Here is a 12837-nt window from a genome sequence, read left to right on the forward strand (position 1 = left end):
TGTCATTTTCCTTGGCCCGCGACCGCTTCGGTCCCGCGGGTGAGATAGTAGGCGCCCAGGATGGGCAGCAGGGTGACCAGCACCACGACCATGGCGACCACGTTGGTCACCGGGCGTTCGCGCGGGCGCACCAGTTCCTCGAGCATCCAGATCGGCAGCGTCTGCTGCTGTCCGGCGGTGAAGGTGGTGACGATGACCTCGTCGAAGCTGAGCGCAAAGGCCAGCATGCCGCCCACCACCAGCGCGGTGGCGATGTTGGGCAGGATCACGTGGCGCAGCGTCTGGAACATGTCGGCGCCGAGGTCCATCGAGGCCTCGATGAGGCTGCCGCTGGTGCGGCGGAAGCGGGCGACGGCGTTGTTGTAGACGATCACCACGCAGAAGGTCGCGTGACCGAGCACGATGGTCCAGGTGCTGAACGGCACCTCGGCGATCGAGAAGGCCGAGCGCAGCGCGATCCCGGTGACCACGCCCGGCAGGGCGATGGGCAGGATCACCAAGAGCGAGATGCTCTCGCGGCCGAAGAACTTCGTGCGGCTCACCGCGGCGGCGCAGAGCGTGCCGAGGATCATCGCCAGCACCGTCGAGATCGCCGCGACCTTCAGGCTGAGGGCCATCGCCTCCCAGACGTCGGGCCGGTTCCAGGTGGCGGCGAACCACTTCAGCGTGTAGCCGGGCGGCGGCCACTGGAAGGATTTTTCCTCGGTGGTGAAGGCGTAGACGAAGATCAGCAGGATCGGCAGGTGCAGGAACAGCAAGCCCGCGGCGGCGGCGATCTTGAGCTTCAGCGAGGCGCGGTCAGAGTGCATCGAAGGCCCCCATGCGCTTGGCGATCCAGAGGTAGACGCCCATGATGACGATGGGCACCACGGCGAAGGCGGCGGCGAGCGGGATGTTCCCGGCGATGCCCTGGTGCTGGTAGACGGCCTGCCCGATGAACAGCCGCGAAGTGCCGATGATCTGCGGGATGATGTAGTCGCCGAGCGTCAGCGAGAAGGTGAAGATCGAGCCCGCGACCACCCCCGGCAACGCCAGCGGCAGCAGCACGTGGCGGAAGGTCTGCGCCGGTCTCGCGCCGAGATCGCCGCTGGCCTCCAGCATCGAGGTCGGCACCCGCTCGAGCGCCGCCTGGATCGGCAGCACCATGTAGGGCAGCCAGACGTAGACGAAGACGAGGAAGGTGCCGGTCGGGCTCACCGACAGCGAGTTGCCCCCGACCACCGGCAGCGCGAGGTAGCCCTCGAGCAGCCAGCCGAGGTGCAGCCCGTTGAAGGCCCAGGTCAGGATGCCTTCCTTGGCGAGGATCAGCTTCCAGGCGTAGACCTTGACGAGGTAGCTCGACCAGAGCGGCATCATGATGCCGAGGTAGAACACCGCCCGCCACGCGCCCTTGGCGTAGCGCGCCGCGTAATAGGCGATGGGAAAGGCGACGGCGGCCGAGGCGATGGTGACGATCGCCGCCATGCCGACGGTGCGCAGGATGATGTCGAAGTTCGCCGGGGTGAAAAGCTCGGCATAGGTCGACAGCGTGAACTCGTAGTTGATGAGCCCGCTGAAGTGGTCGATCGAGAAGAAGCTCTGCAGCAGCAGCGCGAAGAGCGAGCCGAGGTAGATGATCCCCAGCCAGAGCGCCGGTGGCGTCAGCAGCAGCACGAGCAGCAGCGTCGGCCGCCGCCAGAGCGTGTCCGAGACCCGCGTCAGCAGCCCCTCGGAGGGGCCGGCCTGCGCGGAGGGGTGCGTGCTCGCCATGGTCATGCCCCGGCTCTCATCAGGTGCAGGTCCTCGGGTGCCCAGCTCAGCGCCACCTCGTCGCCCTCGCGCGGGCGGGCGACATCCTGCGGCAGCAGCGCGGTGAGGCGCGTGCCCTCCGCATCGAAGCTGACCCGCGTGCTGAGGCCGAGGAAGCTGAGCCCGGTCACCCGCGCCTTCAGCGGCCCCTCGGAGGCCAGCCGCACCCGCTCGGGGCGGATCGCGGCGGGGCAGGCCTCGCCGGTCAGTCGGGCGACCAGCGCCTCGGGCAGCACGTTGGACGAGCCGACGAAATCGGCGACAAAGGGCAGCTCGGGGCGGAAGTAGATGTCCTCGGGGCTGCCCACCTGGATGATCTTGCCGTCGTTGAACACGGCGACGCGGTCGGCCATCGACAGCGCCTCGCCCTGGTCGTGGGTGACGAAGACGAAGGTGATGCCGAGCTGGCGCTGGAGGCCCTTCAGCTCTTCCTGCATCTGCTCGCGCAGCTTGAGGTCGAGCGCGCCGAGCGGTTCGTCGAGCAGCAGAACGCGCGGCTTGTTGACCAGGGCTCGGGCGAGCGCGACGCGCTGGCGCTGGCCGCCCGACAGCTCGGAGGGCTTGCGGCTGCCGTAGCCGCCGAGCCGCACCATCTCGAGCGCCGCCTCGGCTTCGGCATGGCGCTCCTTCTTGCCGTGCCCGGCGATCATCAGCCCGTAGGCGACGTTGTCGCGGACGTTGAGATGCGGGAAAAGCGCGTAATCCTGGAACACCGTGTTCACCTGCCGCTTGTAGGGCGGCAGGTTGGGGACGGAGTCGCCGAAGATGCGGATGTCGCCGCCCGTGGGGCGCTCGAAGCCGGCGATCAGGCGCAGGCAGGTGGTCTTGCCCGAGCCCGAGGGCCCCAGCATGGCGAAGAACTCGCCTTCGGCAATGTCGAGGATGACGTCATCCACCGCCTTCACCGCACCGAAATGGCGGGAGACGTGGTCGAAGCTCACGGCTGGCATGGGAAATATCCGGTCTTTGAGCCCGCGCCGCGAAGTCGGCGGCGCGGGGAAGGTCAGGGAAGGGCGATCAGCGGCCGCCGATCACGCCGATGTAGTCCGACACCCAGCGGTAGTAGGGCACGCATTCGCCCTGGCTCTCGCAGTTGGCGACGGGGGTCTTCCAGAACTTGATCTTGTCGAACTGCGACAGGCCGTTGGCGTCGCAGCCTTCCTGGGTCTGCATGCCCGAGCCGTCGGTGCAGGCGGTGGGAACCGAGGGAACCGCGCCGAACCAGACCGAGAGGTCGGACTGCAGGTTGGACGAGAGCGTGTGCTCCATCCACTTGTAGGCGCAGTTCGGGTGCTCGGCATCGGCGTGCAGCATGGTGGTGTCGGCCCAGCCGGTCGCGCCTTCCTCGGGGATCACCGAGGCGACGGGCACGCCGTCGGCCTGCAGCAGGTTCACCTGGAACGGCCAGGAGCCCGAGGCGACGATGCCCTCGTTCTTGAAGTCGTCGATCTGGATGAAGGCGTCGTGCCAGTAGCGGCTGACGAGCTCGCGCTGCACGCGCAGCAGGTCGAGCGCGGCGGCGTACTGGTCGGCGTTCAGCTCGTAGGGGTCCTTGATCCCCAGCTCGGGCTTGTGGAACATCAGGTAGTTGGCGGCATCCGCGATGTGGATCGGGCCGTCATAGGCCTGCACGCGGCCCTTGTTGCTCTTGCCGTCGGCGAGGGTCATCTCCTCGAACACCACGTTCCACGAGGTCGGCGCCTCGGGGAAGGCTTCGGTGTTGTACATCAGCACGTTCGGGCCCCACATGTAGGGGGTGCCGTAATGCTCGCCGTTCACCGTGTGCCAGGGCGCGTCCTTCAGCCGGTCGTCCACCTTGCTCCACGAGGGGATCAGGTCGACGTTGATCGGCTGCACGCGCTTGCCCGCGATCATCCGCAGCGAGGCGTCGCCCGAGGCGGTCACGAGGTCGAAGCCGCCCTCGTTCATCAGCGCGACCATCTCGTCCGAGGTGTTGGCGGTCTTCACCGAGACCATGCACGAGGTCTCTTGCTCGAACTTGGTCACCCAGTCGAAGGCCGCATCGGTCTCGCCGCGCTCGACGTAGCCGGCCCAGGCGACGATCGACAGCGCGCCCTCGCCCTCGCCGATCTCGGTCATCTGCGCCACGGCGCCGGTCGCCAGCGAGGCGGCGGTGAGCGAGCTCACCACGGCGGTGATGAAACGGTGTGTCATTGCACTCTCCCTGTGGGCGGGCCGCACGCTGCCGTTGGCCGTGCGGCAGGGTACGGCCGGGCGCGGGCGGCAGCCCGAAAATCGTTGCTGGTTATCTTGCCCGCAGCGGTCCGCGCCACGGCGCGGAGCGGGTGTCTTTCCGGCCCCGAGGCCGCGCACCCTTGATCCGCATCAAAACAATGTGACGGCTTTTCTGCATTCGCAAATTCATAAATCAGAAATGGTCATTCGGAAAAACCGATAGCTCGCGCCGTCAGAAGCGGACCGGCCTTTCGGTCTGCCCCATCCGCGCCAGCGACAGGAAATCCTGCACCGCCTCGGACAGCGGCAGGCCCTTCCGCCAGACCATGCCGACCTGCACGATGGGCAGGCTGCCCGAGACGTCGCGGCTCTCGATCCGGTCACCGTCGAGCGACCACGGCCGGTAGACGAGGTCGGGCAGCAGCGCCACGCCCGCGCCGGTCGCGACGAGGCTGCGCACCGCCTCCACCGACCTCGTGCGGAAGGCGATCTGCGGCTTGCGCCCGAAGGCCGAGAGCAGCTTGACCGCCTCCTCCTCCATCTCGTCGACGTTGAGCATGATCAGCTGCTCCCGCGCCACGTCGTCGAGCCCGATGCTCTCGCGCGTGCTCAGCTTGTGGCCGAGCGGCAGCCAGAGCCGGAAGGCCGAGACGTCGAGGATCTCGGATTGCAGCGCCATGCGGTCGCGCAGGTTCGAGATCACCATCACCGCCACGTCGAGCTCGCCGCCGACCAGCAGGTGCTCGAGGTATTCGCCCTGATCCTCGAGCGCCGAGACCTCGACCGCCGGGTTCATCCGCCGGTAGCGCGACAGCAGGTCCGACATGACATAGCCGGCCATCAGCGAGGTGACCCCGATGTTGAGCCGCCCCTGCGTGGTGCCGGGCGGGCGCTGGAAGGCCCGCCGCGCGCCCGAGACGTCCGAGAGGATCTTCGTGGCGTGCCGCAGGAACTGGTGGCCGCTGTGGGTGATGTCGAGCCCGCGCGCATGGCGCTCGAACAGCGTGACGCCAAGATCCGCCTCGAGGTTCTTCAGCGCCTCGGTCACCGCCGATTGCGAGATCGACAGCGTCTGCGCCGCCCCTATGACCGAGCCCTTCTCGGCGACGGCGACGAAATAGCGGAGTTGTTTCAGGGTGAAGGACATGGCGCGCTCCCGGGGTTGCAATCGATCAAGAGCGATTTCGCGGCACCGCACAAGCCTCTTCCTCGGGGAACGGGCGCGCGCAGGGCGCGGCCTGTTGCGGCGGTGATGCAGCGGGCGCCTTTCGGGAATGGCGTGACGCATGGGGCGAGGCATGGAGAAATTGGATTCTAATAATGCGTACGATGCGAGCATGAGAATACCAATGCTCCGCAATTCGCGCATGAATTTGGAAATCCCTGCCCGGGCCGGGCTGCTAGACTGCCCGCAGCCGCGCCCGGCGCGCGGATCTCATGAAGTCGAGCAGCAGAGTACCCCCGATGACCATCCCCGATCCCGAAAGCCTTCTCGCCGCCTTCCGTGCGTCCCTGCCGCCCGCGACGGACATGGGGGATGACCTCGTCGGCAAGGGCGCGATGATCGACGGGCCCTTCGGGCCGAAGCCGCTGGTCTATGCCGATTACGTCGCCTCGGGCCGGGCGCTCCGGACGCTCGAGATGTTCGTGCTCGAAAACGTGCTGCCCTATTACGCCAACAGCCATACCGAGGCCTCCTACTGCGGCGGTTACATGACGCGCCTGCGCAACGCCGCCCGCGCCTGCATCGCCGCGCATTGCGGCGCGGGTGCCGAGCATGCGGTGATCTTCGCGGGCAGTGGCGCGACGGCGGGGATCAACCGGCTGGTGCGCCTGCTCGGCGCGGACCGGGGCAGGGTGCGGGTCATCCTCGGCCCCTACGAGCATCATTCCAACATCCTGCCCTGGCGCGAGAGCGGCGCCGAGGTCGTCGAACTGCCCGAGGCACCCGAGGGAGGCCCGGATCTTGTCGCGCTCGACGCGGCGCTGGCGGATGTCGCGGCGTTCGACCGGGTGATCTGCGCCTTCTCGGCGGCCTCGAACGTCTCGGGGATCATCGCCGACGTCGCCGGGCTGACCCGCCGCGTGAAAGAGGCGGGCGCGCTGATGGTCTGGGACTACGCGGGCGGCGCGCCCTACCTGCCGATCGCCATGACCCCGGCCGAGGGCGCCGGGATCGACGCGCTGGTCTTCTCGCCGCACAAGTTCATCGGCGGGCCGGGCGCTTCGGGCGTCATGGTCCTGCGCCGGGACGCGGTGGTCTCGGAACGTCCCACATGGGTCGGCGGCGGCACCGTTCGCTTTGTCTCCTCCGAGGCGCATGACTACGCCGGCGGGCTCGAGCACCGCGAGGAGGCGGGAACGCCCAATGTCATCGGCGACATCCGCGCCGCGCTGGCGGTGATCGTCAAGGAGGCGATCGGCGCTGAATATATGGCGCAGCGCAACGCCCAGCTCTCGGCGCGGGCCATCGCCGCGCTGAGCGCCGAGCCAGGGGTCGATCTGCTGGGTTTGACCGAACCCGCCCGCATCCCCGTGCTTTCCTTCCGCATCCGCGACCCGCGTGGCGGCCATATCCACCAGCAACTGGCGACCAAGCTCCTGAGCGACCGCTACGGCATCCAGGCGCGCGGCGGCTGCGCCTGCGCCGGGCCCTACGTGCTGCGCCTGCTGGGCTACGACGCGGCGGGGGCGGCGCGCATCCGCGAGGACATCCTCGCCGGGCGCGAGCTGGAGAAGCCGGGCTTCGTGCGGCTCAACCTCTCGGTGCTGATGAGTGACGCCGAGGTCGAGTTCATCCTCGCCAGCATCGCCGAGCTCTCGCGCGAGGCCCCGGCCCATGCCGCGCTCTACGAGGTCGACGGCGCGCGGGCGATCTTCTCGGCCCGCGCGGCCTGATCTAAAGCGGGGCGGCAGCCCCGCCGGCTTCAGGCGTAGTCGAGCGGCAGCTGCGTGGTCGAGCGGATCGTCTCCATGGCGAACATCGACGAGACGTCGTGGATCTCGACCTTCTCGATAAGCCGCTGGTAGACCCGGTCGTAGGTCGCGATGTCGGGCACCACCACCCGCAGCATGTAGTCGATCTCGCCCGCGAGGCGGAAGATGTCGACGATCTCGGGGATGTCCTCGGCGGCCTTCACGAAGGCGCGGGCCCATTCGCGGCTGTGCTGGTTGGTGCGGATCGCCATGAAGACCGAGACCCCAACGTTCAGCTTCTCCTCGTCGAGCAGCACCACGCGGCGCTTGAAATAGCCGCGCTCCTCGAGCTTGCGGATGCGCCGCCAGCAGGGGGTGGTGGTCAGGCCGATCTCGGCGGCGATCTCGGCGACCGGCATCTCGGAGTTGCGCTGAAGGAGCGAAAGTATCTTCCGGTCGTAGGAATCGAGCATGGCATTCTCCGGATGAGCAATCGGGCGCATTTCTATACTCATCCACCGCGGGCAGGTAGTGCCAATTCACCATCGCGGAGCAGCAGGCATGCGCGGCTGGCACCCGCGGCGTCACGCGGTATATCAAGACGGGGATGACTGACGCTCGCCAAGGGGCGGGCGCTGATACGGGATCGGGACGTGCTGTTCATAACCATCTGGCCGCTGTTCGGGCTGATCTGTCTCGGCTTCCTCCTCGCCCGCAGGGGTTTTCCGGATCCCGGCTTCTGGCCCGCGGCCGAGCGGCTCAACTACTTCCTGCTGTTCCCGGCGCTGCTGGTCTCGAGCCTGATGAAGGCGCCGCTGAGCGATCCGCAGATCCTTCGGCTCGGCGCGGCGAGCGTCGCGACCATCTGCCTCGTCTCGCTGGGGCTGGCGCTGGCGCGGAAAATCCGCCCGGTGCCTGCCGCGCGCTTCGGCCCGGCGCTGCAGGGGGCGGTGCGCTTCAACACCTACCTTGGCCTCGCGATCACCACGAGCCTCGCCGGCAGCGAGGGCGTGGCGCGGGCGGCGATCTACCTCGCGCTGGCCGTGCCGCTGGTCAACGTGCTGTCGATCATCGCGCTGAGCGAGGCCGAGGTGCTGCGCCGCCCCGGCGTGCTGCTGCGCACCATGGCGCGCAATCCGCTGATCCTTGCCTGCCTCGCGGGAATCGCGCTGGCGCTGAGCGGGATCGGCCTGCCTTGGGGTGGCGAGCGGTTCCTCGAGCTGCTCGCGCGGGGCAGCCTGCCGCTCGGCCTGCTCTGCGTCGGCGCGGCGCTGCAACCCGGGGCGATGCGGCGCGACCTGCCGGCTCTGGCGGGCAACTCGGCGCTGCGCCTGCTGCTTGTGCCGGGTATCGCGGCGCTGGTCGCGCTGGCCTTCGGCCTCGGCCGGGTCGAGACGCTGGTGCTGGTCGTGTTCTCGGCGATCCCGACCGCGCCGACGGCCTACGTGCTGACCCGGCAGATGGGCGGGGACGGCACGTTGATGGCCGGGCTGGTGACGGCGCAGACGCTTGCCGCCGTGCTGACGATTCCCCTCGTGCTGCTCGTGCTCGGGCTCGGCTAGGTCTTACGCGCACCTTTCAGAGGGGCGTGCGAGCGCGCAAAGCCGGGAGCGTGCGCATTTCGGGGCCACTCCGCGAGGCGTGGCGCGAGGGCCGATCCGCCAGAATTTGTCGGCGAAAGCGTTCTGAAAATTCGTACGATTAAATTTCGGGCGAAATTTGGCGGGTGCGTTGGCCGTCCGAAAGCCGAAGGCTCAGAAATAATCGCTCAAAAACATATATTTGATAATTTCATAAGAAACTCCTCTATTTCCGCCAAAGAATTTGTTCAAAACGAAGGCAGTTGGAAAACTGCCGGTTTCCCGTTGCTGGCTCGGCATTTCGCGTTCCATAAATGAGGGCACGAGTAGAAGCGGTCTGGACCCGATCCTGGACATTGCTCGCCAGAAGTTCCGACTCTGACGAGGCTACACATGTCCACCAACCACCTGCTCGGTAACGAGAAAATCCAAAATGCAGATCTCGCGTCGCACAAGTGCAGGAGCTGCCTGCTGTGCGCCGATCCCGAGCGCCGCCGCTGCGCCCGTGACCGGATGCGCGCCGAGGGTTTCGGCGAGGCCGAGATCACCCACCTGCAACTGTCCAACAAAACCGCACACTAGGGAGAGTCCTCTCATGATGTCCAAGACCACTGCCCTGACCACGCTCGCCGCCGCGCTTTCCGCGACCACGGCGCTTGCCGGTGACCCGGTGACCTACCAGCTCGACTGGCTGCCCGGCGGCGACAAGGCGCCCATCTACGTCTGCGTCGACCAGGGCTTCTGCGCCGACGCGGGCCTCGACGTGACCATCGCCTCGGGCCGCGGCTCGTCGGACGCGATCTCGCGCCTCGCCGCCGGTTCGTCGGACATCGGCTCGGCCGACATCGGCGCGCTGATGGCCGCCAAGGCGCAGGAAGGCGTCGCCGTGACCGCGGTGCTGTCGGTCTTCAACAAGGGCCCGCACGCCTTCTACACGGTCAAGGACAGCGGCTTCGACAGCGTCGCCGACGTCAAGGGCAAGAAGGTCGCGACCTCGCCCTTCACCTCGTCGAACGTCTACCTGCCGCTGGTGCTCGAGGACGTCGGCCTGACCGAGGCCGATTTCGAGCTGACCAAGGCCGACGCCGGCGCGCTCGGGCCGATGCTGATGACCGGGCAGGTGGACGGCATCGTCGCCTGGATGACCGACCTCTCGCGCTACACCGGGCAGGGCAAGGACGCGGGCAAGGAGATCATCGCGCTGCCCTGGTCCGCCGCCGGGCTCGAGCTCTACTCCGCCTCGCTGGTCGCCAACGACGCCTTCCTCGCGGGCCGCCCGGACGTCGCCAAGCGCTTCGTCGCGGCGTTCAAGAAGTCGGTCGAGTTCTGCAAGACCAACCCCGAGCAGGCCGCGCAGTCGGTGGTCAACATGGTCCCCGAGCTGGCCAAGGATGACGTTCTGGGCTCGCTCAACGACACGCTGGGCCTCATCTTCAACGAGGTGACCGAGGCCGACGGGCTGGGCGTCTTCGAGCCGGGCCGACTTGCCGCCACCTGGACCCGCGTTGCCAAGGCGCAGGGGCTCGACGAGGCCGGATCGGAGCCCGAGAGCTTCGTCACCCGCGACTTCCAGCCCGGCGGGGAAGGCTGATGGAAACCCCCGCCGCCATTCGCTTCGACCGGCTCGGCCAGGTCTTCGAGACCGGCTCGGGCCGGGTGGAGGCCCTGCGCAACGTCAGCTTCGAGGTCGCCCGGCACGAGTTTCTCGCCGTGCTCGGCCCCTCGGGCTGCGGCAAGTCCACCTTGCTGCGCATGATCGCCGGCCTGCTCGAGCCCAGCTCGGGTGCGGTCGAGGTGTTCGGGCGGCGGGTCACCGGCCCGCGCGAGGATATCGGCATCGTCTTCCAGAAGCCGACCTTGCTGCCCTGGGCCAGCGTCGAGGACAACGTGACCTTCCCGGTGCGCCACAAGCGCGGCCGGGTGGGCAGCCACGACCGCGACCGCGCGCAGGAGCTCCTGCGCATGGTCGGGCTCGAGGGGTTCGGCAAGCGCCTGCCCGACGAGCTGTCGGGCGGCATGCAGCAGCGCGTCGGGATCGCCCGCGCGCTGCACATGGACCCCGACATCCTGCTGATGGACGAGCCCTTCTCGGCGCTCGATGCGCTGACCCGCGAGGAGATGGGGTTCGATCTGCTGCGCATCTTCTCCGAGCGGCCGAAGACCGTGGTCTTCATCACCCATTCCGTCAGCGAGGCGGCGCTGCTGGCCGACCGCGTGCTGGTGATGACCGGCCGGCCCGGCACCGTGATGACCGAGCTTCCGGTGCCCGTGGCCCGCCCGCGCGGCCGCGAGACGATCAAGGACCCGGCGGTCACCGAGCTTGCCGCCCACCTGCGTGACCTCCTGCTGCAAAGGGATGCCGCCTGATGAGCCTTTCGATGCCAGATTTTTCCAAGCCCGAGAGCACCAAGGGCAGACGCCCCGACCTGCGCCGACTCCTCGCCGCGCCCGGCGTCGCCGCGATCCTCACCATTCTCGGCACCGTGGCGCTCTGGGAGCTGGCCGCGCGCACGCTCGACATCCCGAGCTACCTGCTGCCCGCGCCGAGCTCGATCTTCTCGACCTTCCCGAGCATCGGGGCCGAGCGCTGGGTCGGCCATATCTGGGCGACGCTGCGCGTGGCGCTGCTGGGCTTCGCGCTGGCCATAGTCATCGCCGTGCCGCTGGCGATCCTGCTGGTGCGCTCGCCGGTGCTGAACCGCACGCTCTACCCGCTGCTGGTGATCGTGCAGTCGACGCCGGTGGTCGCCATCGCGCCGATCATCATCGTGGTGCTGGGGGCGGGGGACGCGCCGCGCATCGTCATCACCACGCTCATCTGCTTCTTCCCGCTGGTGGTCTCGACCGCCACCGGCCTCGCCGCCACGCCGCCCGAACTCATCGAGCTGTCGCGCAGCCTGCGCGCCCCGGCCTTCCGCGAGATCACCCAGATCCGGCTGCCCTTCGCCGTGCCCTACATCTTCTCGGCGCTGAAGATCTCGGTGACGCTGGCGGTGATCGGCGCGGTGGTGGCCGAGTTCTGCGCCTCGGACGCGGGCGTCGGCTACTTCATCCAGTTCTCGACCTCGATGTTCAAGCTGCCGCAGGCCTGGGCCGGGCTCTTCGTCCTCGCCGCCATGTCGCTGGCGCTGTTCCAGGCCGTGTCCGTGGCGCAGCGGCTGCTCTTCCCCTGGAGCCTGCCGCGCAAGCGCTGATCCTTCCCGCATCGGGCGGCGCGCCGCCCGTGCATTCCCCCGGAGTAGAAGCAGTCGGGCCACGGCCCGGACATTGCTCCCCACCCTGCCGGACCTTCCGGCACCTACTTTGGAGACCGCAATGAGCACCAACTACGACCTTGCCGAGCTGAACAAGGAAACCACCATCGGCGGCATGGGCAGCACCGTCGAGCGCGAAGTCCCGGTCATCGACCTGTCGGACTTCGAAAACCGCAAGCACGAGATCGCCGACGCGCTCTGGGAGGCCTCGACCGGCATCGGCTTCTTCCAGGTCTACAACCACGGCCTCCCCGAGGAGGACATCGATGCCGCCTTCGACACCGCCTGGGAGTTCTTCGAGCTGCCGACCGAGGTGAAGGCGCAGTACCCGATGCCGAAGGGCACCAACGCCGGCTGGGAATTCAAGGCGCAGGTGCGCCCCTCGACCGGCACGCCGGACAACAAGGAAAGCTACCAGGTCACCCGCCCGCTGATGGACGGCAAGTGGCCGACCGAGGCGGAGCTGCCGCGCTTCCAGGACCGCGCGTTGAAATTCGAGCGGCAGAACTGGGAGCTGGGCATGCGCATCCTGTCGTGCTTCGCGCTGAAGATGGGCTTCCCCGAGGATTTCTTCACCAAGGCGCATGACCCCGAGTCCGACCAGTACCAGTCGACGCTGCGGCTCATCCACTACATGTCGATGGAGGACGCCAAGCCCGAGGACTTCAAGGCCTGGCGCGCCGGCGCGCATTCCGACTTCGACTGCCTCACCATCCTGCACCAGAAGGAAGGCGAGGGCGGGCTGCAGGTCTGCCCGGGCAAGGACGCCGGCTCGAACGCCTGGACCGACGTGCCGCCGCGCCGCGGCTACATCACCTGCAACATCGGCGACATGCTGATGCGCTGGTCCGACGACCAGCTGCAATCCACGCTGCACCGCGTGCGGATGCCGAACGAGGGCGAGTACAAGGGCCGCCGCCTGTCGCTGCCGTTCTTCTGCCAGGCCAACCGCGACGCGGTCATGCAGGGCCCGCTCGGCAAGTACGAGCCGATCACCGCGGGCGACTACCTGACCATGCGCATCAACGCGAACTTCGCGGCGAGCAAGAAGTAAGGCGTTGAGCATGGGCCTTCCGGGTGACAACATCACGAGGACGGGCAGG

13 protein-coding genes are annotated in these 12837 nt (G+C 68.0%); 7 read left to right on the top strand and 6 right to left on the bottom strand.

From position 1 onward, the window contains the following. Positions 1 to 2 precede the first annotated feature (2 nt). From PVT71_RS22140 to PVT71_RS22160, 5 genes are all read right to left on the bottom strand, one after another. Positions 3 to 809 (bottom strand): ABC transporter permease, encoded by an 807-nt coding sequence (locus PVT71_RS22140; protein ID WP_353474647.1) that lies wholly within the window; start codon positions 807 to 809, stop codon positions 3 to 5. Continuing rightward, complete coding sequence (locus PVT71_RS22145) at positions 799 to 1755, bottom strand: ABC transporter permease (protein ID WP_353474648.1); 957 nt, start codon at positions 1753 to 1755, stop codon at positions 799 to 801. Before PVT71_RS22145 ends, PVT71_RS22140 begins: the two co-directional genes overlap by 11 nt. Next, positions 1752 to 2738, bottom strand: coding sequence for an ABC transporter ATP-binding protein (locus PVT71_RS22150; RefSeq protein ID WP_353474649.1), 987 nt, complete (start codon positions 2736 to 2738; stop codon positions 1752 to 1754). Before PVT71_RS22150 ends, PVT71_RS22145 begins: the two co-directional genes overlap by 4 nt. Before the next feature lie 67 nt (positions 2739 to 2805). Beyond that, the gene (locus PVT71_RS22155) at positions 2806 to 3963 is read right to left on the bottom strand and encodes an ABC transporter substrate-binding protein (RefSeq protein WP_353474650.1); all 1158 of its coding nucleotides are present in this window, start codon (positions 3961 to 3963) and stop codon (positions 2806 to 2808) included. 253 nt (positions 3964 to 4216) lie between these two features. Further along, positions 4217 to 5131: a LysR family transcriptional regulator gene (locus PVT71_RS22160; RefSeq protein WP_353474651.1), complete on the bottom strand. Its 915-nt coding sequence runs from the start codon at positions 5129 to 5131 to the stop codon at positions 4217 to 4219. A 317-nt stretch (positions 5132 to 5448) separates the two neighbouring features. Here PVT71_RS22160 and PVT71_RS22165 point away from each other — a divergent pair, with 317 nt between their 5' ends. Next, the gene (locus PVT71_RS22165; RefSeq protein WP_353474652.1) at positions 5449 to 6882 is read left to right on the top strand and encodes an aminotransferase class V-fold PLP-dependent enzyme; all 1434 of its coding nucleotides are present in this window, start codon (positions 5449 to 5451) and stop codon (positions 6880 to 6882) included. A gap of 29 nt (positions 6883 to 6911) precedes the next feature. Here PVT71_RS22165 and PVT71_RS22170 read toward each other — a convergent pair whose 3' ends face one another. Then, positions 6912 to 7373 (bottom strand): Lrp/AsnC family transcriptional regulator, encoded by a 462-nt coding sequence (locus PVT71_RS22170; RefSeq protein ID WP_353474653.1) that lies wholly within the window; start codon positions 7371 to 7373, stop codon positions 6912 to 6914. A 180-nt stretch (positions 7374 to 7553) separates the two neighbouring features. On the opposite strand from PVT71_RS22170, the gene PVT71_RS22175 reads away from it, so the two are divergent. From PVT71_RS22175 to PVT71_RS22200, 6 genes are all read left to right on the top strand, one after another. Continuing rightward, on the top strand, positions 7554 to 8462 hold the full coding sequence (locus tag PVT71_RS22175; protein ID WP_353474654.1) for an AEC family transporter: 909 nt from the start codon (positions 7554 to 7556) through the stop codon (positions 8460 to 8462). A gap of 411 nt (positions 8463 to 8873) precedes the next feature. Further along, a complete protein-coding gene (locus PVT71_RS22180; protein ID WP_353474655.1) occupies positions 8874 to 9062 on the top strand; it encodes a hypothetical protein in 189 nt (62 codons plus the stop codon). A 16-nt stretch (positions 9063 to 9078) separates the two neighbouring features. Beyond that, positions 9079 to 10071 (top strand): ABC transporter substrate-binding protein, encoded by a 993-nt coding sequence (locus PVT71_RS22185; protein WP_353474656.1) that lies wholly within the window; start codon positions 9079 to 9081, stop codon positions 10069 to 10071. After that, the gene (locus PVT71_RS22190) at positions 10071 to 10847 is read left to right on the top strand and encodes an ABC transporter ATP-binding protein (protein WP_353474657.1); all 777 of its coding nucleotides are present in this window, start codon (positions 10071 to 10073) and stop codon (positions 10845 to 10847) included. The genes PVT71_RS22185 and PVT71_RS22190 overlap by 1 nt, the downstream gene beginning before the upstream one ends. A gap of 11 nt (positions 10848 to 10858) precedes the next feature. Then, a complete protein-coding gene (locus tag PVT71_RS22195) occupies positions 10859 to 11674 on the top strand; it encodes an ABC transporter permease (protein ID WP_353474658.1) in 816 nt (271 codons plus the stop codon). A 121-nt stretch (positions 11675 to 11795) separates the two neighbouring features. Further along, positions 11796 to 12788 (top strand): 2-oxoglutarate and iron-dependent oxygenase domain-containing protein, encoded by a 993-nt coding sequence (locus PVT71_RS22200; protein ID WP_353474659.1) that lies wholly within the window; start codon positions 11796 to 11798, stop codon positions 12786 to 12788. Positions 12789 to 12837 lie beyond the last annotated feature (49 nt).

The sequence above is a fragment of the Salipiger sp. H15 genome, from assembly GCF_040409955.1.
Lineage (GTDB): Bacteria > Pseudomonadota > Alphaproteobacteria > Rhodobacterales > Rhodobacteraceae > Salipiger.